At 65.6% G+C, this 26,824-nt stretch carries 25 protein-coding genes; 14 read left to right on the forward strand and 11 right to left on the reverse strand.

Annotation, left to right across the window (positions count from 1 at the left end; all coding sequences use genetic code 11):
- Positions 1-17 precede the first annotated feature (17 nt).
- Entirely contained in the window at positions 18-2,120 is a 2,103-nt protein-coding gene (locus VGM71_RS16970; RefSeq protein ID WP_331547344.1) for a prolyl oligopeptidase family serine peptidase, read from the forward strand.
- A 91-nt stretch (positions 2,121-2,211) separates the two neighbouring features.
- Here VGM71_RS16970 and VGM71_RS16975 read toward each other — a convergent pair whose 3' ends face one another.
- Together VGM71_RS16975 and VGM71_RS16980 are read right to left on the reverse strand one after the other, a co-directional pair.
- Positions 2,212-3,135: a flavin reductase gene (locus VGM71_RS16975; protein WP_331547347.1), complete on the reverse strand. Its 924-nt coding sequence runs from the start codon at positions 3,133-3,135 to the stop codon at positions 2,212-2,214.
- A gap of 2 nt (positions 3,136-3,137) precedes the next feature.
- On the reverse strand, positions 3,138-3,767 hold the full coding sequence (locus VGM71_RS16980) for a class I SAM-dependent methyltransferase (protein WP_331547349.1): 630 nt from the start codon (positions 3,765-3,767) through the stop codon (positions 3,138-3,140).
- Positions 3,768-3,889: 122 nt separating this feature from the next.
- On the opposite strand from VGM71_RS16980, the gene VGM71_RS16985 reads away from it, so the two are divergent.
- The 4 genes from VGM71_RS16985 (at position 3,890) to hemC (ending at position 7,358) form a co-directional block, all read left to right on the forward strand.
- Positions 3,890-4,558: an alpha/beta hydrolase gene (locus VGM71_RS16985; protein WP_331547351.1), complete on the forward strand. Its 669-nt coding sequence runs from the start codon at positions 3,890-3,892 to the stop codon at positions 4,556-4,558.
- A 44-nt stretch (positions 4,559-4,602) separates the two neighbouring features.
- Positions 4,603-5,658 carry a sensor histidine kinase gene (locus VGM71_RS16990; RefSeq protein WP_331547353.1) on the forward strand — a complete coding sequence of 352 codons (1,056 nt, stop codon included), beginning with the start codon at positions 4,603-4,605 and terminating at the stop codon, positions 5,656-5,658.
- Positions 5,636-6,349, forward strand: a complete 714-nt coding sequence (locus VGM71_RS16995; RefSeq protein WP_331547354.1) for a LytTR family DNA-binding domain-containing protein — start codon at positions 5,636-5,638, stop codon at positions 6,347-6,349. The genes VGM71_RS16990 and VGM71_RS16995 overlap by 23 nt, the downstream gene beginning before the upstream one ends.
- An 88-nt stretch (positions 6,350-6,437) precedes the next feature.
- Positions 6,438-7,358: a hydroxymethylbilane synthase gene (gene hemC, locus VGM71_RS17000; RefSeq protein WP_331547356.1), complete on the forward strand. Its 921-nt coding sequence runs from the start codon at positions 6,438-6,440 to the stop codon at positions 7,356-7,358.
- Between the two features lie 145 nt (positions 7,359-7,503).
- Here hemC and VGM71_RS17005 read toward each other — a convergent pair whose 3' ends face one another.
- Together VGM71_RS17005 and VGM71_RS17010 are read right to left on the reverse strand one after the other, a co-directional pair.
- Complete coding sequence (locus VGM71_RS17005) at positions 7,504-8,361, reverse strand: DUF481 domain-containing protein (protein ID WP_331547358.1); 858 nt, start codon at positions 8,359-8,361, stop codon at positions 7,504-7,506.
- Between the two features lie 29 nt (positions 8,362-8,390).
- Positions 8,391-9,326, reverse strand: a complete 936-nt coding sequence (locus VGM71_RS17010) for a hypothetical protein (protein WP_331547360.1) — start codon at positions 9,324-9,326, stop codon at positions 8,391-8,393.
- A 182-nt stretch (positions 9,327-9,508) separates the two neighbouring features.
- On the opposite strand from VGM71_RS17010, the gene VGM71_RS17015 reads away from it, so the two are divergent.
- Complete coding sequence (locus tag VGM71_RS17015; RefSeq protein WP_331547362.1) at positions 9,509-10,498, forward strand: YafY family protein; 990 nt, start codon at positions 9,509-9,511, stop codon at positions 10,496-10,498.
- A 10-nt stretch (positions 10,499-10,508) separates the two neighbouring features.
- The gene (locus VGM71_RS17020; RefSeq protein WP_331547364.1) at positions 10,509-11,447 is read left to right on the forward strand and encodes a patatin-like phospholipase family protein; all 939 of its coding nucleotides are present in this window, start codon (positions 10,509-10,511) and stop codon (positions 11,445-11,447) included.
- A 3-nt stretch (positions 11,448-11,450) separates the two neighbouring features.
- Here VGM71_RS17020 and VGM71_RS17025 read toward each other — a convergent pair whose 3' ends face one another.
- The 7 genes from VGM71_RS17025 to VGM71_RS17055 form a co-directional block, all read right to left on the reverse strand.
- Entirely contained in the window at positions 11,451-12,167 is a 717-nt protein-coding gene (locus VGM71_RS17025) for a glycosyltransferase (RefSeq protein WP_331547366.1), read from the reverse strand.
- Positions 12,168-12,248: 81 nt separating this feature from the next.
- A complete protein-coding gene (locus VGM71_RS17030) occupies positions 12,249-12,983 on the reverse strand; it encodes a DUF3379 family protein (protein WP_331547368.1) in 735 nt (244 codons plus the stop codon).
- A complete protein-coding gene (locus VGM71_RS17035) occupies positions 12,980-13,513 on the reverse strand; it encodes a sigma-70 family RNA polymerase sigma factor (RefSeq protein ID WP_331547370.1) in 534 nt (177 codons plus the stop codon). Before VGM71_RS17035 ends, VGM71_RS17030 begins: the two co-directional genes overlap by 4 nt.
- Before the next feature lie 29 nt (positions 13,514-13,542).
- Complete coding sequence (locus VGM71_RS17040) at positions 13,543-14,415, reverse strand: ParB/RepB/Spo0J family partition protein (protein ID WP_331547372.1); 873 nt, start codon at positions 14,413-14,415, stop codon at positions 13,543-13,545.
- 9 nt (positions 14,416-14,424) lie between these two features.
- The gene (locus VGM71_RS17045; RefSeq protein ID WP_331547374.1) at positions 14,425-15,264 is read right to left on the reverse strand and encodes a ParA family protein; all 840 of its coding nucleotides are present in this window, start codon (positions 15,262-15,264) and stop codon (positions 14,425-14,427) included.
- Positions 15,265-15,394: 130 nt separating this feature from the next.
- Positions 15,395-16,024, reverse strand: coding sequence for a 16S rRNA (guanine(527)-N(7))-methyltransferase RsmG (gene rsmG, locus VGM71_RS17050; RefSeq protein WP_331547376.1), 630 nt, complete (start codon positions 16,022-16,024; stop codon positions 15,395-15,397).
- Between the two features lie 135 nt (positions 16,025-16,159).
- Positions 16,160-16,594: a hypothetical protein gene (locus VGM71_RS17055; protein WP_331547378.1), complete on the reverse strand. Its 435-nt coding sequence runs from the start codon at positions 16,592-16,594 to the stop codon at positions 16,160-16,162.
- 569 nt (positions 16,595-17,163) lie between these two features.
- On the opposite strand from VGM71_RS17055, the gene VGM71_RS17060 reads away from it, so the two are divergent.
- The 7 genes from VGM71_RS17060 to VGM71_RS17090 all read left to right on the forward strand — a co-directional run bounded on the left by VGM71_RS17060 (position 17,164) and on the right by VGM71_RS17090 (position 26,807).
- On the forward strand, positions 17,164-18,156 hold the full coding sequence (locus tag VGM71_RS17060) for a LacI family DNA-binding transcriptional regulator (RefSeq protein ID WP_414675157.1): 993 nt from the start codon (positions 17,164-17,166) through the stop codon (positions 18,154-18,156).
- A 233-nt stretch (positions 18,157-18,389) separates the two neighbouring features.
- Positions 18,390-21,419 (forward strand): TonB-dependent receptor, encoded by a 3,030-nt coding sequence (locus VGM71_RS17065; RefSeq protein ID WP_414675158.1) that lies wholly within the window; start codon positions 18,390-18,392, stop codon positions 21,417-21,419.
- A 184-nt stretch (positions 21,420-21,603) separates the two neighbouring features.
- A complete protein-coding gene (locus tag VGM71_RS17070) occupies positions 21,604-23,085 on the forward strand; it encodes a glucoamylase family protein (protein ID WP_331547384.1) in 1,482 nt (493 codons plus the stop codon).
- Complete coding sequence (locus VGM71_RS17075; RefSeq protein ID WP_331547386.1) at positions 23,082-24,371, forward strand: sugar ABC transporter substrate-binding protein; 1,290 nt, start codon at positions 23,082-23,084, stop codon at positions 24,369-24,371. Before VGM71_RS17070 ends, VGM71_RS17075 begins: the two co-directional genes overlap by 4 nt.
- Positions 24,368-25,246, forward strand: a complete 879-nt coding sequence (locus VGM71_RS17080) for a sugar ABC transporter permease (RefSeq protein WP_331547388.1) — start codon at positions 24,368-24,370, stop codon at positions 25,244-25,246. Before VGM71_RS17075 ends, VGM71_RS17080 begins: the two co-directional genes overlap by 4 nt.
- Positions 25,243-26,064, forward strand: coding sequence for a carbohydrate ABC transporter permease (locus VGM71_RS17085; RefSeq protein ID WP_331547390.1), 822 nt, complete (start codon positions 25,243-25,245; stop codon positions 26,062-26,064). Before VGM71_RS17080 ends, VGM71_RS17085 begins: the two co-directional genes overlap by 4 nt.
- 218 nt (positions 26,065-26,282) lie before the next feature.
- Positions 26,283-26,807 (forward strand): hypothetical protein, encoded by a 525-nt coding sequence (locus VGM71_RS17090; RefSeq protein WP_331547392.1) that lies wholly within the window; start codon positions 26,283-26,285, stop codon positions 26,805-26,807.
- Positions 26,808-26,824 lie beyond the last annotated feature (17 nt).

The following is a 26,824-nucleotide window of genomic DNA, read 5'->3' on the forward strand; positions in this document are numbered from 1 at the left end:
CACGGGAGTCCAAACCCATGCGCGTTCTCGTCCCCCATCTGCTCGCCGCCAGCCTGTGCCTCGCCTTCGGTGCGCAGGCCGCCACGACCACCCCGCCCCCGACGCCGAAGCGGATGGTCTCGGAAACGCTCGCGGGCCAGCCGGTAAACGATGCGTACCGCTGGCTGGAAAACCCGGACGCGGCCGATGTGAAGCAGTGGATCGACGCGCAGAACACCTATACCGAGGCCGCCATCGGCGCCATGCCGCTGGGCAAGGCACTGAGCAACCGCATCCGCGAGCTGTCGATCACCTCCACCACGCGCTCCTCGCCCACCCTGGCCGGCGGGACGCTGTTCTACTTCGAGAACACGCCGCCGCAGCCGCAGCCGGTGCTGGTCGCGAAGGCCTGGCCTGACGGCAAGACGCGCACGCTGGTCGACCTCAACCAGGGCGACGGCAGTACCGCGATCACCGCCTACTGGCCCTCGCCCAGCGGTCGTTACCTCGCTTATGGCACCGCCGAAGGCGGCAGCGAGCTGACCACCATCCACATCCTCGACACGAGCACCGGCAAGCCGCTGGGCGACGTGCTGCCCTTCGCCGGCGGCGGCACCACGCCGCAGGCCCTGGTCTGGGACGCCGACGAGAAGGGCGTCACCTATGCGCGTTTCGCCGCGCCGGCCGCCGGCAAGCCGCTGCGCCAGTTCGGCGCTTACCTCGCCCACCACGTCATCGGCCAGCCGGCGGCGAAGGACACCACGGCGTTCGGCAAGGGCTATTCGCACGTGGCCGAATACATCCTCATGGAAAGCAAGGGCGGCAAGACCACGGCGCTGCTGGCGAACGAAGGCGACGGCGGCCCGGCGGAGGTCTACCTGCGCGAGGACAACGGTTCGTTCAAACGCGTGCTTGGCCGCGAGGCCGACGCGCGCGAGGCAAGTTGGGTCGGCGACCGCCTCTACGTCGCGACCTTCGCGGGCGCGCCGCGCGGAAAGATCGTCGCCATCGGTGCGGACGGCAAGGCCACCGACGTGCTCGCGGAAGGCAAGGGCGCCATCCAGCGCGTCACCCCGCTCGGCGATGGCTTCCTCGTCGTTCGCAGCGCAGGCCCGGATTGGTGGGCCGACCAATACGATGCCAAGGCGGGCTTCGTGCGCCGCGTGCCGCTGCCCGCGACCGGCATCACGATCGGCGGCGTCGCCGCCGAGCAGGGCGAGGGCAAGGCACTGATCAGCTACGCCGGCTGGACCCAGCCGACCCACTGGGTCGAATACGACGGCGCCACCGGCACGGTGAAGACTGTCTTCGAGGTGAAGCCGGCCGCCGATTATTCGAAGGTGCGCGTAACCCGTGTCGAGGGCACGTCGAAGGACGGAAGCAAGATCCCTGTGACCGTGATCTCCATGGATGGCACCACGCCGAACGGCAAACGTCCCACCATTCTCTACAGCTACGGCGGCTTCGGCATTCCGGTCACGCCGGGCTTCATCGGCGCGAACCTCGCATGGCTGGAACACGGCGGCGTACTCGCCTATGCCAACATCCGCGGCGGTAACGAATTCGGCGAGGCCTGGCACGAGCAGGGCCAGAAGACGCGCAAGCAGAACGTATTCGACGATTTCTACGCGGCCTCGCAGGCGCTGATCGACACGAAGTGGACCGACACGAAGCACCTCGGCATCCTCGGTGGCAGCAACGGCGGCCTGCTGATGGGCGCCTCGCTCACCCAGCATCCGGAGCAGTACCGGGCCGTGGTCGGTGCCGTCGGCATCTACGACGTGCCGCGTCACGAGACCGCGTTCGCCAACGGTCCATATAACGTGAGCGAGTACGGCAGCGTGTCCGACCCCGTGCTGGCGAAGGCCATGCTCGCCTACTCGCCGCTGCACAACGTAAAGAAGGGCACGAACTATCCGGCAGTGCTGCTGACCACCGGTGCCAACGATCCGCGCGTGGCCCCGTGGCAGTCGCGCAAGTTCGCCGCGGCGTTGCAGGACGCCAGCACGTCCGGCCAGCCCGTGCTGCTGCTCACGCGCATGAATGCGGGCCACGGCATCGGCGCGCCCTTCAGCCAGCGCGTGGGCAACCAGGCGCTGTCCATGACTTTCTTCGCGACGGAGCTCGGGCTCGGGGAGTAGTTGCGTAACGCTTCGGCATGCGTAGAGGATGCCCGCGGCACCGCACCCGATGCCGCGGGATCGCCACTGAAGCGGCTCCCCCCCGGTTTCGTCAGGCTTCCGGGAAGGGCAGGCCCAGGCGCTGTCGATAGTACTGATGAAACCCGGCGGTGTGATGAAGCTGTTCGCCTTCGCCCCGGTCTTCGGCCGATACGACACGGCAGAGGAAGAAGGTGTGCGAGCCGATGACCTGACTATGGATGATCGCCAACTCCTGCACGCGCAGCGCCGATGCGACCGTCGGAATGTCGAACCGGGGGGAACGGCTAAGCGGGACGGAAAGTTCGTTCCAGATCGTCACGGCATCCTTGTGATGTCGCGCCAGCTGGTAGACGGCCGCCTTCATCGATGCCGGCGGGTGCGAGAGCGCCACGCGGCGCACGTCGCGCATGGTGGGCTCCGACACGTTGGTGCTGCGCAAGGCGAGCGAAAAAAGTCCACTGCCCTCCAGCGGCCCGATGAGGTCCATGGGAAAGATGTTCCGGTGGCCTTCCGTCTCTACCGATACCAGGACCACGGGGCGCGGGCACAGGTAGGTGACCATGAGCTGCTGTGCAGCGACGGGTTCCATGTTCAGGTGATTCGCGGCCCGGTGCTTGAGCATGTTCCGGTTCTGGCGCCATGCCGTGAGCTCACGCAGTGGCCAGCCGAGGCAATAGTGCCTGCCGGATTCGACCTGGTAGACCGTGAGTGTCGCATCCTCGACCGCGATGGTTCCCTCTTTCCTGAGACGAAGCGCCCCAAGCGTGCACTCCGTCAGACGATCGCGGTACTGGAGTAGCGGCCGGGGTCCGGCATCGATGCTGGTCGCGATGGTCAATGGCTTGAGCGAGGCGATCGTGTGATCCCGGGTGGCCTCGGCCGAACCGCTTTCCCAGCGCAGTTCCGCCGTCACGAACTGTGCCGACGGCTCGACGCCGACCGACGCCCATTGCGGCACGGCCGGTATGAGCCGGTCGACGATGCCATGCCACATAGTCAGCCTCGCCTGAACAACAGGAACATGTACGGCGCGGTCAACATGCCAAGCCCTCCGGGGAACAGCCGTTCGAGGTGGAAATGCGGTGTGGCGGCACGCGCCAGCACGTGTGGGGCAAAGCGATGGATCCCGCTTTCCGTATCGAACGAATAAGCGCCGTGGCGAAAGAGGTTCACGAGGTTCTTCCTCCACCACCCGTACTTCGCGTCGCTGAGGACGTATGGATTGAGCATGCTGGCAAGAACGAATCCGCCGGGGCGGACCACGGTGTACAACTGTTCGAACAGAGGCGCGTGATCGGCAATGTGGTTGAGCACGGCGAAGTTCGCCGTCACCGCGTCGACATGGCAAGGAAGATCCGCCCCGACCTCGACGACCGTACCGCCGGCGATCTCGCTGCGGCAGTGGACTTGGAGATATCCGCGCATCGATGGCGACGGTTCGTAGACATACGTCCGGTGGCCCCTCGCCGCATACGCCTTGGCGTCGATACCCGTGCCTGCGCCAAAGTCGAGAAGCTCGGCTTTTTCCGCCAACAAGGGCAGCAGCGCCTTCTGGAAGCGGTCGCGTACCGCCAGGTCTCGCCTGGAGGACAGGAAGAATTCGTGGTACTGCTCCCCGGTATGCATACGTCGGCGACCTTGCGTTGTAAGAACACCCCGAGGGCGAACGGCTGCAGGGTAAGTGCTCCTGACCTCCCGAAAGGTTTCATCAGGTACGATGCGGACCCTGCGAAACGGAGTTTTCACCCATGCCCCTGCCCACCGTCGAACACGAAACGAAGCCCTCACCCGGCTGGTCCGTCATCTGGTTGCACGGGCTTGGCGCCGACGGCAATGACTTCGCCCCGATCGTCCCGGAGCTGGTCGATGCGGCGTGGCCGGGCGTTCGTTTCGTGTTCCCGCACGCTCCGGTGCGCCCGATCACGGTGAACAACGGCGTGCCGATGCGGGCCTGGTACGACATCAAGGGTCTCGCCATCGCCGACAAGCAGGATGCCCCCGGTATCCGGGCCTCGATCGGTGAGGTGGAGGCGCTGATCGCACACGAGGTCGAGCGCGGCGTACCGCCGTCGCGGATCGTGCTGGCCGGTTTCTCCCAGGGCGGCGCGATGGCGCTCGCCGCGGGGCTGCGGCATCGCGAATCGCTCGCAGGCCTCCTCGTCCTGTCCGCCTATCTTCCGCTGCACGACACCATCGAGGCCGAGCGTAGCGGAGCGAACCACGCCACGCCGATCTTCTGGGGCCATGGCAGCGCCGATCCGATCGTGCCGATGGCCCTCGGTGAACAGTCGCGCCAGGCGCTGGAAGCGCTGGGCCATCGCATCGACTGGCACACCTATCCCATGGGCCACCAGGTGAGCATGCCGGAGATCGCGGACATCCGCGCCTGGATGTCGGAACGCTTCGCCGACGCGTGATCCGGCGCGCGCCGGCCCTTCCAGGCATCCGGCATACTCGCCGCATGTCCGAACCCCGCGACAATCCACGCCAGCCATCGGCACCGCTGCCCGATTTCTGCAGCCTGCCGGTGCTGTTTGCCTTGCTGGTGGTCGGGGCGCTCACCGTCACGCTGATGTGGCTGGCGCCGGGTAACGACGGCGACCTGCGCGATTACAGCATCGCCGTGCTCTTCACCAGCTGGCTGTCGATCCTGCTCACCGTGGCGCTGTGCAAGCTGCGCCCCTGGATGCAGCGGCTTCCCTGGCTCCTGCCTTATGCCGCCGTGTGGCTGTTGCTCGTGATCACGGTCGGCGTCAGCGCCGCTGTCCTCGGATGGATCGACCGCAATCTGGGCGCCGGCCTCAGCCCTGCCTCGGGTTTCCGTTTCGTACGCGACTGCGTGTTCGCCACCGGCCTTCTCGGTGCCGGCCTTCTTCGCTACTTCTACGTGGTGGCGCAGTGGCAGGCGCGTGTCGCCGCGGCGACGCAGGCGCAGGTTGCCGCCCTCCAGGCGCGCATCCGTCCTCATTTCCTCTTCAACAGCATGAACGCGGTGGCCGCCCTCATCCACGTGGATCCCGACGCTGCCGAGCGCACGGTGGAGAACCTGGCGGAATTGTTCCGCGCGGCGCTGGGCAGCGATCCGGCCTCGCTGGGCACGCTAGCGGATGAGTGGGCGCTGGTGGACCGTTACCTTGAGATCGAGGCGCTGCGCCTCGGCGACCGCCTTCGCGTGGAGCGCGATATCGACGTGCCGGCGGACCTTCCTCTGCCCCGCCTGCTGCTCCAGCCGCTGGTGGAGAACGCCATCCGCCACGGCGTGCAGCCTCTCCGCGAAGGCGGCACGATCCGCCTCGGGGGCCGCCGGGTGCCGGGTGGCGTGGAGATCGTCGTGGACAATCCCCTGGCCGACGCACCGGCAACGCCCGGCAACGGGCACGGCCTGCGCAACGTGCGCGAGCGCGTGCGTTTCCACTTCGGCGAGCGCGCCACCGTGAGCGCGCAGGCGCGCGACGGCCGCTTCATCGTGAACGTGTTCCTGCCGGAGGCCGCGCATGCGCGTACTCATCGCCGATGACGAGCCGCTGGCGCGGGTCCGCCTGCGCGGCCTGCTGGCCCGGCGCGCCGATGTGACGGTCGTAGGCGAAGTGGCCGACGGCGAGGCGATGCTCGAGGCCTGTACCGAGCTCACGCCTGATCTCGTCCTGCTCGACGTCGAGATGCCCGGGCTGACCGGCACGGCCGCGGCGCGCCGGCTCGCCGTCCTTCCCGCGCCGCCGCAGGTCGTGTTCTGCACCGCTTATGAGCAGCATGCGCTCAGCGCCTTCGACCTCGGCGCCACGGACTACCTGCTGAAACCGGTGCGCGCGGAGCGGCTTGACGAAGCGCTCGATCGCGCGGCCGCGCGGCGGTCGTCCCCGCGCACGGAGCGTGGCGCATGGCTGCGCGCGCGCAGCGGCGCCGACGAGGTACGCGTGGCGCTGGACGATGTGCTTTATCTGCTGGCGGACGAAAAGTACGTGGCCGTGCACCATGCCGGTGGCATGTGGCTGATCGACGAATCGCTGCGCCAGCTGGAAGCCGCGCATGGCGAACGGCTGGTCCGCCTGCATCGCAACTGCCTGGTGCCGCGGACCCGGTTGCAAGGCCTGAAGACGCTGCCCGATGGCCGGGTACTCGCACGACTCGCCGGCACCGAGGTGGCTCCCGAGGTCAGCCGGCGCAACCTGCCGGCGATCCGCCAGTTGCTGCGCACCAGCGGCCCCTGAGCCAGCGCGGACCTTAGGCCGCGCTGCGCGGGCGGCCCGTTTGCGGGACAATCTCCTTCTTCGTCCGCTTCGTCCCGGCTGGAAAGCAATGACCACACCGCTCCGCATCGCCACCCGCAAAAGTGCACTGGCCCTCTGGCAGGCCGAACACGTGGCCACGTTGCTGCGCCAGGCGCATCCGGGACTGGTCGTGGAGCTGGTGCCGCTGTCCACGCGGGGCGATGAAATCCTCGACCGCTCGCTGGCGACGATCGGCGGCAAGGGTTTGTTCCTGAAAGAACTGGAGATCGCGATCCTCGAGGATCGCGCCGACATCGCGGTGCACTCGCTGAAGGACGTGCCGGCCGAACTGGAACCGGGTTTCGTGCTCTCGGCGATCCTGCCGCGGGCCGATGCCGCGGACGCCTTCATCAGCAACGACTACGGGACGCTGGCCGACCTGCCGAACGGCGCCCGCGTCGGCACCTCGTCGCTGCGCCGGCAGGCACAGGTGCGCGCACTGCGCCCGGACCTGCAACTGCTGGACCTGCGCGGCAACGTGAATACGCGCCTGGCCAAGCTCGACGAAGGCCAGTACGAGGCCATCATCCTCGCCTGTGCCGGCGTCGAGCGGCTGGGCATGGGTGGCCGCATCCGCCATCGCCTGGCCAGTCCGGACTGGCTGTCGGCGCCGGGACAGGGCGCGATCGCCGTCGAATCGCGCGAGTCCGATGCGCGCGTGGGCGAACTCATGGCGGCGCTGAACGATGCGGAGACGCGTATCGCGGTGGATGCGGAGCGCGCCATGAACGAGAAGCTCGGCGGCAGTTGCGCGGTGGCGATCGGGGCGTGGTGCGTGGTGGCTGAATACGGGCTTACCCTGCATGGGCTGGTCGGCAACGCGGCCACCGGCGAACTGCTGCGCGCGCAGGCGGACAGCCAGGGCGATACGCCCGTGGCGCTGGGGCACGAAGTGGCGGCGATGTTGCTGGCGCTTGGAGCCGAAGAATTGCTGAAGCCGCAGCGCTAGTAGGAGCGCGCCCTGCGCGCGACATCTTTTGAGGCCGTGACCCGGAGCTGGCGCGCGACCTGCAGACCGAGGCGAAAAGCTGTCGCGCGCAGGGCGCGCTCCTACAACGACAAACCGATCGGAGGTTGTAGCGAGGTTCGTCCGGTCAGAAGTTATAGACGAGGTTAGTCGTCGTCAGCTTGTCGGTGCTCTGCGTGCCCGGCTGGGTATCGCTGTTGTAGCGGATCTGGTAACCCACCTTCAGCGCCATCTTCTTCGTCATGCTGACCGAGAGACCGATGTCGTTCTGGTAGTACTGGTTCTTCGATCCCGCTTCCACCAGCAGCGTATCTTCCAGCGCAGTGTTGTCGGTGAGGCGGTACTTGGCGTTCACCAGGCCGCGGCCGACCACTTCGCTTTCTGCATCCGGCTTGTAGGTCTGGCTGACGGCGTTGCCCTCGGCATCCACCACGGGGGAACCGTCCGGATTCAGCACGGCGCGCTCCGACTCCGCCGGCTGGTAGCGCTTGAAACCGGGACCGATTTCGAAGGACAGCTCGGTGCGCTCGTTCTTCAGCGCGATATAGCCGTAGCCTACCGACACGATGCCCTGCCAGATGTTGGCACCGAAATCGTCATGCTCGTAGCGGCCCGCCGTCACGATGTAACTGCGCGGATCGAATTTGTAGCCGACCGAGGCACCCGTGTCGTAGCGGTTCGCGGTGGTGCTGAACTTATCCACCGTGTTGCCTTCGCCGTCCTCGACCGATACCTCGCCCTTGGAGCGCAGGCCGTTGAGGAAGAAATTGTTCTTCCAGACCTCGTTTTCCTGGCTCAGCCCGAGCTTGGCGTTGGCGTTCTCGGAGCGGGAGTTGCCGCGCGAGGAGGCGAAGCCGAACTCGCCGGAACCCGTCCAGCCGCCGTTCTGGGCGGCATCCGAATTCGGGTTGGCGTTGGCGTCCTGGGCCGATGCCGTGAAAGGCAGCGCGGCAAGGACGAGCGTGGCGATAAGGAGTTTTTTCATCGTCTACCCGTTTGTGGAGGGGGAAACCGTCATGCGTGGCCGGCGACGAGCCGACCGTATGCACGACCGTAGAGGCACTGCTCGAGGCATTGACCGACAACACAGCTTAACGCGGCCAGACCGGCGGCCAGGGCGTGGGCCGCGCCGAGGGGATGGGATATCAGAAGCAGGCTGGGCAGGCCGATCGACAACATCGCCACCGCGACCCGCCCGCCGAGCAGGGAAACCGCGCCGCGGCCGCTGGCGAAACGCTCCGCGGCACCGTTCTCATCGGCCAACTGGCGCAGCGAGCGCCAGCGCATGCCTTCGACGAGGCCGAGCGCCAGGGCCACCGCGAGAAGCCCCAGCCGCCAGGGGTTGAACGGCTCGACCGGCGTCTCGGCCTGCAGTGCGACGCAAAGCCAGAACCAGAGGCCGCCGGCAAATAACGCCCAGGTGGTCCGTCCCAGCGGCAAGGTATTGGCGACCGAGGCGACTGCGGCGGGAAGGCCGCGCGACATGCCGCGCGCCGTGTAAACCAGCGTGGCGAGGCTGCACAACGTGAGCGCGGCGCCAGCCAGCCGCGTGGCCCAGAAATCGTTGTCGCCCCTCGCCAGGCCGGCGAGGGCAAGCATGGGCAGGAAGTTCACCATCGCGATCATGCCTTCCATGGTCGGCATCATCCGCTTCGCCGGGTTCCAACCGTGCCAGTCGAAGGCGAACGGGAGGCGCAGGAAGGTCGCGACCAGGCCGGAGGCGACGAAGATCAATCCGATCGTGAGGGGGGCGAGCACTTCGCCGCGGCCATCGGGATAGGTGCCCAGCGCCAGCGCCGTGCCGAGCACCATCCACAGGCCGTAACCGGTCGCGGTGGCCGTCTGGATGACCACGCTCGGGGTGGAGAACAGGTTGCGGATAGGACTGTCCCTGCCGGGCCGGCCTTGCGGGTCCAGCGCGACGGAGGAAGTCTCGGTCGGTTCCGCCATGGTCGGGGAGGGCCTTCGGCGAATCGCAAAGGACCATTTTTGCGCCTTATCGCTCCCGGCGCAAACCGAAGGCCGTGCTCTCTTGCGGAGCGGCCTTCCCACCGCCATGCTTCGGGCCGTAGATACGGGCGTCACGCCCACGCGGACACACTTACCGAAAGCTCCATCTGCCGGCGACACCCATGGACCGCTACGAGCGCATTCTCACCCTGCACCGCCTGCTGAAGTCCGCCCACTATCCGGTGCCGCTGTCCCGCTTGATGGACGAACTGGAGTGCTCGCGGGCCACGCTTTACCGCGACGTGGCCTTCCTCCGCGATGCCTTGGGCGCGCCGGTGCAGAGCGTGGCGGGCGAACAGGCCTCGTTCCGTTACGAGGCCAACGAGGGCGACAGCTTCGAACTCCCCGGCCTGTGGCTGACCAGCGACGAGCTGGCGGCACTGATGGCCCTCAACGAACTGATCGGCCGTTCCGATCCCGGCGTGCTGGCCGGCGCCCTGGCGCCGTTCAAGACGCGCATCGAGCGGCTGCTCTCCGACCATGGCAGCGGCAAGGCCTTGCCTGTCGACCGCATCCGGGTCATTTCGTGGGGCGCACGCAAGATGGACCAGCAGGTGTTCCGCATCGTCGCGGGCGCCGTGCTCGAACGCCGGCAGGTAAGCTTCCGCTACCGGGCGCGCACCACGAATTCCGACACGAAGCGTACGGTGTCGCCGCAGCGGCTGACTCACTATCGCGACAACTGGTACCTCGACGTATGGGATCACGATCGCGAGGCGCTGCGCAGCTTCGCCGTGGACCGTATCGCCGATCCCCAGGCGCTGGACGGCAAGGCGAAGGACGTCGAGGAAGCCGAGCTCAACGACCTGCTCGCCTCCAGTTACGGCATTTTCGCCGGCAAGCCGAAGGCCTGGGCCACGATCCGCTTCTCCTCCCACGCCGCGCGCTGGGTTGCCGACGAGCACTGGCATTCGCAGCAGAAGGGCGAATGGCTGCCGGACGGCCGCTACGAACTGAAGGTGCCGTATTCGAACTCGCGCGAGTTGCTGATGGACGTGCTCAAGTACGGCCCCGACGCCGAGATCGTGTCGCCGCTGCCGCTGCGCGAGGAAATGAAGATCCTGCTGCAACTCGCGCTGTCCGGTTACCAGGCCAACGGAAATCATCACTGAAGACCGTTTCGTGAGCGACCTCGACATCGCCGATCCGGGTGCGCTGCCCGCCGCGAACGCAGCGTGGCGCAAGCCGCGCGTGGCCCTGGCGCTCGGCGCCGGCGCGGCGAAGGGCCTGGCCCATATCGGCGCCATCGAGGCACTGGAGGAACACGGCTACGAGGTCGTGGCGGTGGCTGGCACCTCGATGGGCGCGCTCATCGGCGGCATCTATGCCATGGGCAAGCTCGATATCTACCGCGACTGGGTGTCGACGCTGGCCCGTTTCGACGTGCTGCGCCTGGTCGACTGGAGCTTTTCCGGCGGCGGCTTCATCAAGGGCGACCGGATCATGGCCGCGCTGCGCGAACTGATCGGCGAGGTGAACATCGAGGACCTCGAAGTCACCTACACCGCCGTGGCTACCGACATCGATCGCGAACGCGAGGTCTGGCTCACCCGGGGACCGCTGTTCGATGCGATTCGCGCGTCGATCGCCATTCCGACGCTCTTTCGCCCCTACACCCACGAAGGCCGCCGGCTCGTCGACGGCGCCCTTCTGAACCCGCTGCCCGTGCTGCCGCTGATGCGCGAGGACGCCGATTACGTGGTGGCTGTGAGCGTGGACGGCGCCGCGGAAATGCAGAAGCCTCCGGAAAAGGACGTCATGGCGGTGGCCGACACGGGCTACACCGCGAAACTCGGCCGCCTCATCAGCCGCGTGCTTCCGCAAGGCGAACAGAAGATCCGCGATCCCGGCGCGTTCGAGCTGATGACCCAGGCCATGGACCTCATGCAGGCCAACCTCTCGCGCCTGCGCGTGGCCGCCTATCCGCCGGACCTGCTGATCGAAATCCCGCGCAACGTGTCGACGGTGTACGAGTTCTACCGGGCGCGCGAGTTGATCGACCTGGGGCGCGAGCGGACGGCGAAGGCGCTGGAGGCGTGGAAGCCACGATTGCCGCGCTGACGATCAGACCTCTTCGGTGCGGGTGACCTTCGCGCGACGCATCAGCCACGCCACGCCGCGCAGGTCGGCCAGGCCCACCCAGAGGCGGTCGAGCATGCCGTATTTCGACGTACCTGCCGTGCGCGGGCGATGGCCCACCGGCACGCTCTGGCTCGCAAACCCAGCGCGCTTCACCAGCGCGGGCAGGTAGCGGTGCATGTGGTCGAAGTAGGGCAGGCGCAGGAAGGTTTCGCGCTCGAACAGCTTCAGGCCACAGCCGGTGTCGGGGGTGTCGTCGCGAAGCATGCGCGAGCGCACCGCGTTGGCGATCTTCGAGGAAATGCGCTTGTTGAAGCTGTCCCGGCGCGTGACGCGCCAGCCGGCAAAAAGCTTCAGGCCGGCCGCCGCGATATCGCGTGCGGCGAGCAGCTTCGGGATATCGGCCGGATCGTTCTGGCCGTCGCCGTCGAGCGTGGCGATCCACGGCGCGCGGGCGGCGCGTACGCCGTTCCACACGGCGGTGCTCTGCCCGCTGCGCGTGATGTGGCGGACGATCCGCAGTTCCGGGTACTGCGCCCTGGCCGCCATGAGCACGGCGACGCTGTCGTCGGTGCTGTCGTCGTCGACGTAGATGATCTCGAAATCGATCCGTCCACGCAGGGCCGACGCGATCTCGGCGAGAAGGGGCGGGATGTTGTCGCGCTCGTTGAAGACGGGCACGACCACGGCGAGATCGGTCATCGCTGTTCCGGTGGTGGCGGGATTCGGGGCGGCATTATCGCCCAAGCCGCCTGCGGATGGGCCGGGCTCGCGCCCGGCCGTTCAGATCTGGCCGACGCCCGGGGCAGCCGGCCCCTCGATGGCGGCGCGCCAGCCCCGTTCCACCGCCGCCATCGTGCTGCGGCTGGCGCCTTGCGCCATCACCACCAGGGTGCCGCCACGGAGCGCCACCTGGCGGCCGTCCCAGCCGTCACGATGGAAGTCGGTGCTCTTGTCGATCATCTTGCCTGGCATGTACAGCGCCACCACCGGCTCGTCGTTCATTCGCGAAACGAGATGCACCGCGGGATACGGACCCACCGTGCAGTCGTGCACGTAGGTGACGCCAACCGGTGCCGGGCCCTTGAGGTGCGTGGCGCGGCCCACGAAACCGGCTTCCACCTGGGCGTCCGTCATCGGCTGGGTCAGGTCCAGCGCATCCATTTCCTCGGGCATGTGCGCCACCGCGAGGGCCGGCAGCGAACCGAGGTCCGCATGGCGCCAGAACAGGCCGGCACCGACGAAGGCGATCAGGACCGAGGCCGCCATCGCCATCCAGGTTCGGCGGCGGCTCATCTCGCGGCGGCGCTCGCCGGTGGCGTGGACAAGCAGGATGCGATCGGCCAGGCCTTCGGGCACGGGCATGGCAAGCGCGGTTTCGAAGTCGTCCTCGAAACGCTGGGCCCGCTGCCAGAACGCCGCGCAACCCTCCTTGCAAGCATCGCGGTGGGCAAGCAGTGCCCGGTCGCGCGAGCGTGGCTCGGCGCTCAGGCGGCGGCGGAAGTCGAGACAGTTCATTTCCGGCCCCCTTCGGCCGCGGCGCGCCCGCCCAGCAAGGCCTTGAGGCGCTGGCGGGCACGGAACAACTGGGTCATCACGGCGCCGGGTTGCTGGCCGGTGCTTTCGGCGATCTCTTCGCAGGTCATGCCGCCCAGCACCTGCATGGCCAGCGGATCGCGATACTTGTCGGGCAGTTTGAGCATCGCCTCGCGCACCTGCGCGGCGTCGCCGCTGCGTTCGGGACTGGCGAAGACGGTGTCTTCCACCACGTTGTCGTCCAGATCCACGAGTTCCAGCCGCTTGCGCTCGTACAGGCGCGCGTGTTCGCGGCGAAGGATCGTGATGAGCCACGGCTTGGCCGACTCCACGTCGCGCAGGGCGTCGAGGTTCTTCCACGCACGCAGGAAGGTCTCCTGGACCAGGTCCTGGGCGACGGTTTCAGAGCGCGACAGCCAGAAGGCGTACCGGTAAAGGTCGGCCGACAGGGCGCGCACCATGGCTTCGTACTGGCGCTGCTTCGGATTCACACCCTCTTTGACCGGTGCCATGAGCTTTCTCTTACAGGGCATCCCGCGGCCTAGCGGACCTTCGTGAGGATGCCGTCGAGCTCGTCGAGGCTGTGGTAGTGGATCACCAGCTTGCCCTTGCCGCCGCGGCCATGGGCGAGTTCCACGCGGGTAGCGAAGCGCTCAGCCAGCTCGCGCTCGAGGTTGGCGATGTTCGGGTCGGCCGGAGCGGACTTCGCCTTGCCCTTGGGTGCCAGCTGGGCCTTGCGAGCGGCTTCCTCCAGCTCGCGCACGGTCCAGCCGTTGCGTGCGGCCTCCAGCGCCAGCGGCTCAGCGATGGTGGGCGGGAGGGTCAGCAGGGCGCGGGCATGGCCCATCTCGAGCTTGCTCTCGTCGAGCAGCTGCTTGATGGACTGGGGCAGTTCCATGAGCCGGAGCAGGTTCGACACCGCCGCGCGGGAACGGCCGACCGCGTCGGCAGCCTGCTGGTGGGTCAGGTCGAATTCGTCGATCAGGCGGTGCAGGGCCTGGGCTTCTTCCAGCGGGGTGAGTTCCTGGCGCTGGATGTTCTCGATCAGCGCCATGGCGAGCACGGACTGCTCCGGCACGTCTTTCACCAGCGCCGGAATCTCACTCATCGAGGCGCGCTGGGCCGCACGCCAGCGGCGCTCGCCGGCGATCAGTTCATAGCTGTTCTTGCCAATGGCACGAACCACCACCGGCTGGATCAGGCCCTGGGCCTTGATCGAGGCAGCCAGCTCGTCCAGCGCCTCGTCGTTCCAGTGACGGCGCGGCTGGTACTTGCCGGCCTGGATCTGCTGGATCGGCAGCGAACGCAACTCGCCCTCCTGCTCGACGATCGAGGGCGTGGCCAAGGGACCTGCGCCGCCACCGAGCAGGGCGTCAAGGCCACGGCCGAGTCCACGTTTCTTCGCTGCTGCCATGGATATTCCTTAGGAGGCCGCGCCGGTGGGATCCGGCGCCGCTTCGTCGATGTCATTCGCGGCAGGCTCCGCGGCCACGCCGTTCAGTAGCCGCTCGCGGCGGATGATCTCGCCGGCAAGCCCGATATAGGCGATGGCGCCGCGCGAGCCGCGATCGTAGAGATGGATCGGCTGCCCGTGGCTTGGCGCCTCGGCCAGGCGCACGTTGCGAGGGATGATCGAGCGCAGCACCTTCTCGCCGAAGTGCTGGGTGAGCTGCGCCGAGACCTCGTTGCCAAGGTTGTTGCGCACGTCGTACATGGTGCGCAGGAGGCCTTCGACCTCCAGCCGGGGGTTCAGGCGCTGCCGCACGGCCTCGATGGTATCGAGCAGGCTGGACAGTCCTTCCAGCGCGAAGTATTCGCACTGCACCGGGATCAGCACGCCGTCGGCGGCGGTCAGCGCGTTCAGCGTAAGCAGGTGCAGCGACGGCGGGCAGTCGATGAGGATCGTGTCGTAGCGGTCGGCAATCTTCGCCAATTGCTCTTTCAGGCGCTGCTCACGGGCAAGGCCATCCATCAGCTTCAGCTCGGCGGCGGTGAGGTCGCCATTGCCCGGCAGCAGGTCGAATCCCGCCTCGGTCCGGACCAGCACGTCGCCGATGGGCGCCTCGCCCAGCAGCACTTCGCAGCCGTTGGGCTTGGCCTCGTGCTTGTCCACGCCGGACGCCATCGTGGCATTGCCCTGGGGATCGAAGTCGACAAGCAGCACCTTGCGCTTCGCGGCGGCCAGGGCCGCGGCGAGGTTCACGGAGGTGGTGGTCTTGCCGACGCCGCCCTTCTGGTTGGCGACTGCGATGATGCGGGCCATGGGGTACCGGTAGCTGCCGTGCGCGGAAAGGGAGCTAGGTTAGCATCGACGGGGCGCTCGGCCCTAGGTGCCAAGGCCTGTGGGACTCAGCTTGGTGGGAGCCGACCCTGTCGGCGATGGGTGCTCGCGATCAGTCCCGACGAATAACCACCAGGTGCCGCTCACCCTCGACACCCGGCACGCCCAGCATGTGGATCGCTTCCACCCGGAAGCCTTCCGGCACCCCGTCGAGTTCCTCCGCCGGGTGCTTGCCCTTCATCGCGAGCCAGACGCCGTTCGGTGCCAGCAGGTGTCCACCCCAGCCGAGCATGTCCGCCAGGGAGGCGAAAGCGCGGGCGGTGATGCACTCGAACGTGCCCTCCACGTCTTCGACGCGGCTCTGCAAGGTCTTCGCGTTGCCCAGCTTCAGCGAGCGGATCGCTTCACGCAGGAAGCGGACCTTCTTGCCATTCGAATCGACCATGAGCACTTCGCGCGCCGGCTCGGCGATGGCCAGCGGAATGCCAGGCAGGCCCGGACCCGTGCCGAGGTCGGCCAGCGAGCGGCCGTGCACGTAAGGCAGGATCGCCAGCGAATCGAGCAGGTGCCGCGCGACCATCTCGCGATCGTCGCGGATCGCCGTGAGGTTGTACGCCGAATTCCAGCGCTCGAGCAGGTCGCGGTAATCGAGCAGGCGCTCCACCGCGCCGTCGGGCAGGGTCACGCCAAGGGTGGCGATGCCACGGTCGAGCTGGGTTTGCAGGGCTTCGCGCGCGGTCATGCGGCTTCAGGGCATCGAAAGGGACGAGGAGTATGAAAGCCCCGCCTTGGCGGTGCCAGCATTGAAGTCATCCGCGCCGCGTAAAATACGCCATGGGCTACATCAGCCCATGGCGTTGTTCGAGGATCGAACGAATCAGGCGGCGTCGAGCTCGACGCGGGTGACCAGCATGCCGCGGGCGCGGAGCGAGCCGTTCACGGCATGCTTTAGCTGGGTGCCTACGGCCCGGCGATCGGCCGAGTGCGCGGTGCCGCTGTCGCGAAGGGCGGCGACGACGTTGGTGCGGATGAACTCGGGTGCGTCGTCGATGACTTCGTCGGCGACTGCGGGCTCCAGGACCTGCCAATACACCGTGCCGCCTTCGAAACGGAGCACCTGGCCACCCAAGTCGATCTTGTGCGCGACCCGGTCGATCATGGGCAGCAGGACATGGGTACCGGCGGTAAGCAGCAAGGGAGCGCGGCCAAGGCGACGCACCGTGTAGACCTGCCCTTCGGGAATACGCCGGACCGAGGTCGCCGCAAGGGCGAAGGCAACGAAGGTCATGGCGATGAGGGTAGTGGTCAACATGGCTGCTATATCAAGGAGTTAACGGCTTTTCCTGTCGCATCAGGCAACGAGACACTGCATGATGATGAATCGATGAGGTGTTAATTGTAATTTAACGATCGGCCTTAACGCAAGTTTTACCAGCCACCCGTATTCAGTTAACGGTCGGTCTTGGTCAAAACTTGAGCAAGTCGAGCGCGAGACGGGCCCGTCCGACAGAAAGGCCGCGAATGATAATAGTTATCATCAATCTGCTGCCCGGCTTAAACCCAGCCTTCGATGTAACGCGCGTTACGTTGTGCCTTACACGACAGCTATTTATGTCGGTGAAGGGTATGTGCAGAAGTATTGCGGCAGCGCGGCAATTCGCCGAATACCACTCACCTAGCTGATGCCACACCATTTTTTAACGATCGCCGCGGACTGGTATGCCAGCCCCTGCCACTTCTCGCGGCAGTGCACCAAGCGCTTGATTCCGGGCGCTTTACAACCCCGTATGAAAACGTTTACGTTCCGCGCCGTCGAGCTCCGGGAGGGGCTGGCTCAAGGGCGAGAACGACGTGAGTGTGACGATCAAAGACGTCGCGAGAATGGCCAACGTATCGGTGGCCTCGGTCTCGCGTGCTCTCAACGGACATAGCGGGGTCACGGCGGAAACGCAGAAGCGGATCCGGGAAGTAGCGGCGCGACTGCGCTACGTGCCGCACAACGCAGCGCGCAGCCTGATTACGCGCCGCACGCAGACCATCGGCGCGTTGTTGCCGGATCTGCACGGTGCGTTCTTCTCCGAACTCATCCGTGGCATCGACCTCGCGGCTCGTGCGCATGGCCTCTACATGCTCGTGTCCAGCTCGCACGGCGACGCTACCGAGGCGGCCATCGCGCTGCGCGCGATGCAAGGCCGCGTCGATGGCCTCCTGGTGATGTCCCCGCACGCGGACGAGGCCTTCCTCGACGAGAACCTGCCGATCGTGTTGCCCACGGTGCTGATCAACAGTCATGTGCGCTCGGATCGTCATGCCGCGCTCGATGTGGACGATTACGGCGGGGCTCGCATCATGACCGAGCACCTGCTCGGCCTTGGCCGCAAGCGCATCGCCTTCATCGCCGGTCCCGAAGTGAACCATGACGTGCAGGAGCGTTGCCGCGGATACCGTGAAGCGCTCGCCGCCGCAGGCCTCGGCGATCGCGTCTTCGTGCTCCCTGGCGATTTCACCGAGGAATCCGGCTACCACGCCGGCAAGCAGGCGCTGGCCATGGTGCCGCGCCCCGATGCCATCTTCGCAGCGAACGACATGATGGCTATCGGCTGCCTTTCCGCCTTGTCTGAAGCGAAGGTTCGCACGCCGGAAGACATCGCAGTGGCAGGGTTCGATGACATTCCCATGGCGCGCTACGTCACGCCACCGCTCACTACCGTCCGCGTACGCATCGCCGAATTGGGCGAAGCGGCGCTGGAACGCCTCGTTCGCATGATCGAGGCACCCGAGGACGCCGCACCCGAACCGCGCACCGTGGTGGCCACCGAACTCGTCGTACGCGCTTCCTGTGGCGGTAACGGCACGGTACGACGACGAGCCTGACGCTCGTTGGACACACACGGCTTGCCGGGCCGTGCAGGAGTTCCAGGACGGCGTCACCACAGGATCTTTTCGTTTCATTACATCCGGCCCGTACCCGCGGAGCGGACGCGAAGACGACGGCATAACGCACGACAGAGTGGCACAACCACCGCGAAACGACAGCAACGTCGCCGCCGTACTTCACATTCGATGGGCCGGACTCAATACACAGAAAACCTTGGGAGAGGGGAATAATGAAAGCCTCGATGCACATGAAGAAGAAGCTGCTGGTCAGCATCATTGCCGCCGCCGTTGCCGCGACTGCCGCTCCTTCCGCCGTCATGGCGCAGTCCTCAAACGCCACCTTGCGCGGCAAGGCGACGCCTGGCGCGAACGTCACCGTATTCAACTCTCAAACGGGTTTCACCCGCCACGCTACGGCGGGGCAGGACGGTTCATACGTCATCAACGGCCTTCCGCCCGCGACCTATCGCGTTGACGCAGGTCCCGGCACAGAGAAGAACGTGACGCTGACTGTGGCTTCCACGGCGAACCTCAACCTCGCTGCCCCGACGACCGAAGGCACGGCGGCAGCCGCCAGCGCCACGTCGCTGGAAGGTGTCTCCGTCTCGGCGACAACCCTGGAAGAAGTGAAGACGCCCGAAGTCGGCCAGACGATCTCACTGCACCAGATCGCCACGATTCCGCAGGTATCGCGCAACTTCCTCGAATTCGCCGACACCGTTCCAGGCATGGTCTTCAGCGTCGACGCCAAGGGGAACACGTCGCTGCGCGGCGGCGCGATGAACACGAGTTCCACGAACGTCTATATCGACGGCGTGAGCCAGAAGAGCTACGTGAAGGAAGGCGGTATTTCCGGCCAGAACAACAGCCAGGGCAATCCATTCCCCCAGCTCGCCATCGGCGAGTACAAGGTGATTACCTCGAACTACAAGGCCGAGTACGACCAGGTTTCGTCGGCCGCCATCACCGCTGAAACCAAGTCGGGTACCAACGAGTTCCACGGTGAGGTGTTCGGCACCTATACCAACGACGCGTTCCGCAACCGTACGCCAATCGAAGAGAGCACGGGCAAGAAGGTCGATTCCGAGTCGAAGGAATATGGCTTTGCGTTGGGCGGACCCATCATCAAGGACCAGATGCACTTCTTCATCGCGTTCGAGCAGAAGAAGTTCGATACGCCGATCTCGGTGGTGCCCAACAGCGTCAACTTTGCGGGCGATGTGACCCCCCTGCTCCCGGCCAGCGTCCAGCAGGAACTTGGCTCGTCCAACCTTACCTTCGACGAGAAATTGTATTTCGGCAAGATCGACTGGGAAGTGACGGATCGGGATCGCATCGAGCTGAGCACCCAGGTGCGGCGTGAAACACAGATCTCGGGTATCGGCACCGGTACCGCACCGTCTGCTGGCGTGAACAACGAGAACCACGACACACGCGGCACGTTCAAGTGGCAGCACAGCGCCGATAGCTGGTACAACGAACTGATCTTCACGTTCGAGAACGCGTATATCAACGCGTTCCCGCTGCAGGCTGGCAACGGTTATACCTATAGCTGGCAGCCGGATCCCAACAATCCGACCATCATCACCACTGGCTCGGCGGATCCGCGCGCGACACAGACGAAGAGCCAGGAAGGACCGAGCATCTCGGACACCTTCACCTTCAACGACCTGGAGTGGAATGGCGATCATGTCGTCAAGCTCGGCTACAAGTTCAAGTCGATCGAATTGAAGGCCGCCGATGCTGCGGCCCAGAGCCCGCAGTTTTTCTATGACGTAAACCCGGGTGGCGTGGCGACCCAGCCGTGGCAGGTGTTCTACGCCTCCACCCTCCCGGGCCAGAGCGGCGTCGCGGAGACCACCGCCCGCCAGTACGGCGTATTTGCCCAGGACGACTGGTCGGTGAACGACCACCTGACGCTGAACCTTGGCGTGCGCTGGGACTACGAGGCCAATCCGTCGTACACGAACTTCGTGACTTCGCAGCGCGTGCTCGATGCGATCAACTCGCCGAATCCCTACGCGGGCGCGACACCGGGCGAGACCTACGGCGATGCATTGGCCGCCGGCGGCGTGAATCTCAACAACTATGTCAGCAATGGCCACAACCGCCACGCGTTCAAGGGCGAGTGGCAGCCACGCCTCGGCTTCTCGTACGACCTCTTCGCCGACGAGGCCCACGTGATCCACGGTGGTGCCGGCCGAGCCTACGACCGAAACCTGTACGACTACCTGCAGACCGAAGTAACCAAGCAGGCACTCCCGCAAACCACCCTGCGCTTCAACATCCCAACCCATCCCTGCGATACCACATCGGCAACGTGCATACCCTGGAATCCGGAGTTCCTCAACGGCCAGGGCGCGCTGCAGAACTTCCTCATCGGAGGCAACTCGGGTCAGGAAGTCGACATGCTCAATAACAAGCTGAAAGCACCCTACAGCGACCAGTACAGCCTTGGCATGTCCAACACCATCGGCGACTGGCTGACCGACGCCACGGTGACCCGCGTACTGAGCAAGGACGGCTTCGCCTTCACGCTGGGCAACCGCTATCCGAATGGCGCGTTCTTCCAGGATGGCAAACAGCCCTTTGACTATCCGATCCCCAGCGTCGGCGGACTTATTCTCGGCGATAACGGCATCGCGACGCGGACGACACAGGTTCTGCTCTCGGCGCAGAAGCCGTACACGAAGGAATCGGGCTGGAGCACGAGCCTCGCCTATACCTATTCGCATTCAAAGCAGAACCGCGACGTCAACGAACATTACTCGTTCGATGAGCCGACCATCGGGGATTATCCGTTCATCACCTCGAACGCGGTGGCCAAGCACCGCTTCGTCGGCACAGCCGCGGTCGACCTCCCCTGGGGCATTTCCGGTTCGGTAAAGCTGACCCTGGCGACGCCTCTCCCGAAGAACGCGGCCGCGTGCTACGGCCAGATCGAGCCTAACGGTGCCAGCTGCGTCCCGATGTCCGGAGCGCCCAGTGGCGACAAGTTCCTGTTTGGCGGCGACATCTGGGGTTACCGCGACATCGATCTGCAGCTGACGAAGGATTTCGTCATCAGTGGCGACACGAAGATCTATGCGCGGTTCGACGTGCTGAACGTGTTCAACTGGAAGAACTACGCTGACACCGATTACATCGTCAACTGGGGTGCCAATGGCGTTCTCAACAGCCGGCCGGTCGCCGTCAACAAGAAGGGCAACATCACGTATGTGCCACGTACCGCGAGGTTCACCGTGGGCCTGAAGTTCTGATTCAGCCTGGCGCATCCGGATTCCGGATGCGCCATACTTCGCGCCCGCGTGTCTCCCCGCGGGCGCTTCTTCTTAGTTACAAGCTGTGTCATGCAATGCAGCCCCCCCCGGGACTTTTTATTTGTCGGCGGCCGTAAACGTTTACGCGCGTAGCACGGCCTCGCTAGCCCAAGGATTCCGCTCCATGCACGCCAAGACGATCAAGCGCCTTTCCCTCGCCCTCGGCATCATCCTCAGCGGCGTCTCCCCGCTGGCCATGGCGCAGAAGGTTGCAATGAAGCCGCAGCAGGCGACCCTGACCCGGACCCACGACATCCACCCGGTTCCACCGATGGTCGCCGACCTCGAGAAACGCACATTCCAATGGTTCTGGGACAGCGGCAACCCGTCGAACGGCCTGGTGCCGGATCACTACCCGACGAACTCCTTCGCCTCGATCGCTTCGGTGGGCTTCGGCCTCACGGCATACGGCGTGGGCACGGAACGCGGCTACATCACGCGCGACCAGGCGGTGGAACGCACGCTGGCCACGCTGCGCTTCTTCAAAGACGCGCCGCAGAACGATTCCGAAGACGACGTCACCGGATACCAGGGCTTTTTCTACCACTTCCTCAACATGGACACGGGCAAGCGCTACGACCGCTGGGTGGAACTATCCACGGTCGACACAACGCTACTGCTCGGTGGCGTGCTGTTCGCGCAGAGCTACTACGACCACGACGATCCGAAAGAAAAGGAGATCCGTCAGCTCGCCGACGACATCTATCGCCGCGTGGATTGGGCCTGGGCGCAGAACCACAAGCCGCTGATCAGCATGGGCTGGACGCCCGGCGGCAAGTTCATCCCGCACGACTGGGCCGGTTATAACGAAGGCATGCTCGTCTACATCCTCGCGCTTGGCTCGCCGACCCATGCGGTGGGTGATGATGCATGGGGCGCCTGGACGAAGACTTACGACAAGACCTGGGGCGAGTTCCACGGCCAGACGTTCCTCAATTTCGCGCCGTTGTTCGGTCACCAGTACAGCCAGGCCTGGGTCGACTTCCGCGGCATCCGCGACGACTGGAACAAGGCGCATGACCTGGATTATTTCGAGAACAGCCGCCGCGCCACGTATTCGCAGCAGGCCTACGCCATCGCCAATCCCGGTGGCTGGAAGGGTTACGGCAAGAACATCTGGGGCCTCACCGCGAGCAACGGACCGGGCGGCCTGATCGTGAAGCAGGGCGACAAGGAGCGCACGTTCCACGGCTATACCGCGCGTGGCGCCGGCCGCGATTACATCTCCGACGACGGTACCATCGTCCCGACCGCCGCTGGCGGTTCGGTCGCCTTCGCGCCCGGCATCGTCATTCCGGCGCTGGAGGAAATGAAGAAGAAGTACGGCCAGTACATCTACACGAAATACGGCTTCGTCGATGCCTTCAACCCGAGTTTCGACACGCGCACCGACCTGCGCACGGGCCGGCTGGTCCCGGGCTTCGGCTGGGCCGACACCGTGCACCTGGGCATCGACCAGGGTCCGATCGTGCTGATGATCGAGAACTACCGCAGCGAGTTCGTCTGGAGCGTGATGAAGAAGAACCCGTACATCCGCAGGGGCCTGGAGCGCGCAAGGTTCACCGGCGGCTGGCTCGATGACGACACCGCGGCCAACTTGTGGTGAATCGCTGCGCCCGCGGCCTGTACGCTGTCCTTGCGCTGGCCCTGGCCTGTGCGGGGCTGGCGAGTTGCGCAAAGCCGGAAGAGGGCACGCGGACACTGGCGTTCTGGACGATCGGCCGGGAGGGCGAAGCGGTGGCGAAGCTGCTACCTGACTTCGAACGCGAGCACCCCGGGCTCCACGTCGCCGTGCAACAGCTTCCGCTGACGGCTGCGCACCAGAAGCTGCTCACCGCCTACGCGGGCGACTCCACGCCGGATATCACGCAACTCGGCAACACATGGGTTCCGGAAATGGTGGCCCTTGGTGCGCTCGAGCCGCTCGATGCCCGGGTGGCCGCGTCGAAGGTGGTCGACCAGGCCGACTATTTCCCCGCCATCTGGTCTACCAACGTCATCGACGGCACGCTCTACGGCGTGCCCTGGTACGTCGACACGCGCCTGCTGTTCTATCGCAAGGACCTGCTCGCGAAGGCCGGCTACGACCACCCGCCACGGGACTGGACCGAATGGCAGGCGATGATGGCGAAGCTCTCGCAACCGCCCGGCAAGACCTATGGCGCGCTGCTGCCGACGAATGAGTTCGAGCAGTTGCTCGCACTCGCCCTGCAGCAAGACGATCCGCTGCTGCGCGATGACGGTCGCTACGGCAACTTCCGCAGCGCCGGTTTCAAGAAGGCGCTGGCCTTCTATGTGTCGATCTTCAAGGACCGGCAGGCGCCGATGATGACCAACGTCGGCATCGGCAACCCCTGGGCCGCGTTCGGCCAGGGCTTCTTTACGTTCTACCTGTCCGGCCCCTGGAACATCGGCGAGTTCCGCAAGCGCCTGCCGCCGGACCAGCAGGCAGACTGGGGCACCACGCCTCTGCCGGGCCCGAGCGGGCCAGGCGCATCGAACGCGGGCGGTTCGAGCCTGGTGATCTATCGCAAGTCCCGACACAAGGACGACGCCTGGGCGCTGATCGAATTCCTCTCGCGGCCGGCGATCCAGGATCGCTTTTACCAGATCCTCGGCGACATGCCTCCGAGGCGTTCGTCATGGAACGCACCGGCGCTGAAGAACGACGACAAGGCCACCGCGTTCCGCGAGCAGCTGGAGCGCGTGAAGCCCACGCCACCGGTCGCCGAATGGGAGCGTATCGTCACCGAGATGCAGCTCGTGGCGGCGCAAGCCGCCCATGGCGACCTCACCATCGACCAGGCCGCGGCGGAAATCGATCGTCGCGCCGACCGTCTCCTCGAGAAGCGCCGCTGGATGCTGGACCACGGCCACAAGGCATCGCCATGAACACATCCCGTGCCGCCTGGTGGTTCATCACGCCCGCGTTGATCATCCTCGGGCTGTTCTTCCTGCTGCCCGTCGTGGCGGCGCTGGTGCTTTCGCTCACCGATTACGACCTGTATGCGCTGGCGGATATCCGCAACCTGCGCTTTGTCGCCCTGCGGAACTACTGGACGCTGCTTCAGCGGCCGCTGTTCTGGTCCGCACTTGGCCATACCGTGTACTTCGTCGTGGTGGGTGTACCGCTATCGATGATCGCCTCGCTGGGCGCGGCCATGCTGCTCAACTCGCCACTGGCACGGTGCAAGGCCTTCTTCCGCACCGCGCTGTTCGCACCGGTGGTGACCACCGTCGTCGCCGTGGCGGTGATCTGGCGCTACCTGTTCAATACCCAGTACGGCCTGGTCAACTACGTGTTCGATTCGGTCGGCATACCGGCGGTGGACTGGCTGGGCGACCCCCACTGGGCGATGCCGACGATCATCCTCTTCGCGGTCTGGAAGAACTTTGGCTACAACATGATCATCTTCATGGCCGGGTTGCAGGCCATTCCCGGCGACCTCTACGAGGCCGCGCGCATCGATGGCGCCTCGGCCGTCGCGCAGTTCCGCCACATCACGCTGCCGATGCTGAAACCCACCATGGTGATGGTGAGCATCCTCACGGTGTCGGGCTACTTCCAGCTGTTCGCCGAGCCCTACGTGATGACCGAGGGCGGCCCGCTGCAGAGCACCACCTCAGTGCTGTACCTGATGTACGAGGAAGGCTTCAAGTGGTGGAACCTCGGCTCGGCCTCGGCCGTGGCCTTCATCCTCTTCGTCATCATGTTCATCGTCACCGCTTCGATGCTTCGCCTGTCGAAGCAGGGAGCACCGGCATGAGCCCGCGCGTGGCGAAAGCCTTGATCAACGGATTGCTGATCGGCGGCGCGGTCATCGCGATCGCGCCGCTGCTGTACATGGTGTCGGTGTCCTTCATGCCGCAGGGGCAGGCCAGTTCGCTGCCGCCGCCGGTACTGCCTGCCAACGCCACGCTGGCCAACTACCGCCAGCTGTTCATGAATGCGGGCATGGGCCGTTACCTGTTCAACAGCCTGCTGATCTCCACGTCGATCACGCTGATCTCGCTGGCCTTCAACCTCATGGCGGGCTACGCCTTCGCGAAACTCGAGTTCAAGGGCCGGCAGCGAATCTTCCAGGTGCTACTGGGCGCGCTGGTGATCCCCGCGCAGGTGGCCATGCTGCCGCTGTTCCTGCTGTTGAAATACATGGGGCTGGTGAACACCTATGGCGCGATCATCGTTCCGGCGCTCGCGACGTTCTTCGGCATCTTCCTCGTGCGCCAGTACGCCAGCGGCATCCCGGACGACCTCATGGAGGCTGCCCGCATCGACGGCGCCGGGGAGTTCCGCATCTTCGCCACCATCGTGATGCCCCTGCTGAAGCCGATCATGGTGACGCTGGCCATCTTCACCTTCCTCGCGGCATGGAACGACTTCATGTGGCCGCTGATCGCGCTGACCGGGCAGGAACATTACACGCTGCCCATCGCGCTAGCCTCGCTTTCGCGCGAGCACGTGCAGGACAGCGAGTTGATGATGGCCGGTTCCGTCGTCACCATCCTGCCGGTGCTGGTGCTGTTCCTCGCCTTGCAGCGTTACTACCTCGAAGGGTTGCTGCTGGGTAGTGTCAAGGGTTGAACATGATGACGAGCCTTTGTAGGAGCGCACCTTGTGCGCGACGCCGTTGGAGCCGTGTGCAACAGGCCCTCGGCTCTTCCGCGAAACGATGTCGCGCGCAAGGCGCGCTCCTACAGGCCCTTGGCCTCGCCGCGCTTCTTGCTTCGCCTGGCGGACACGCCAGAGTCCTCGACACATTCGACGCCCCGACGGGTTGGCATGCGACCCATACCGACGACGTGTCCGCGAGCCTTCGTACGATACCCGGCAAGACGGGACAGGCCCCATGCCTCGACTTCGACTTCAACGGCGTAACGGGTGCGGCGTCGATTTCTGAGGACGGTGCCGTCGAAGTCTCCCACGGCAGCTTTTCCATCGAGCCATTCCTCATCGACGGCGGCAAGCTGGTCACGTGGGCCGACGTGAAAACGAGCCAGTCGTTGCGCGATCGTTACCTGCCTATCCCATCGGTGCGTTGGGAAGCAGGAAAGCTTGCATTGACGACCACGGCTTTCGCGCAGGGCGACCCCGGACGCTCACAACTGGTGGTGAGCTATCGTGTCGCGAACGATGGCGATGCGGCGCGCGACGTGACGCTTGCCTTGGCGGCTCGTCCCTTCCAGGTGAATCCACCCACGCAGTTCCTCAACGCGCCGGGAGGTACGAGCCACGTCGACGACCTCGCCTGGGACGGCCATGCGTCGCTGCCGTCGGGCGAGACGAAACTTGCCCCGGGTCAAACAGGTCTACGAGCGCACTTGTAGGAGCGCGCCCTGCGCGC

This window comes from Luteibacter sp. (assembly GCF_036499525.1).
In the GTDB taxonomy this organism is placed as follows: domain Bacteria; phylum Pseudomonadota; class Gammaproteobacteria; order Xanthomonadales; family Rhodanobacteraceae; genus Luteibacter.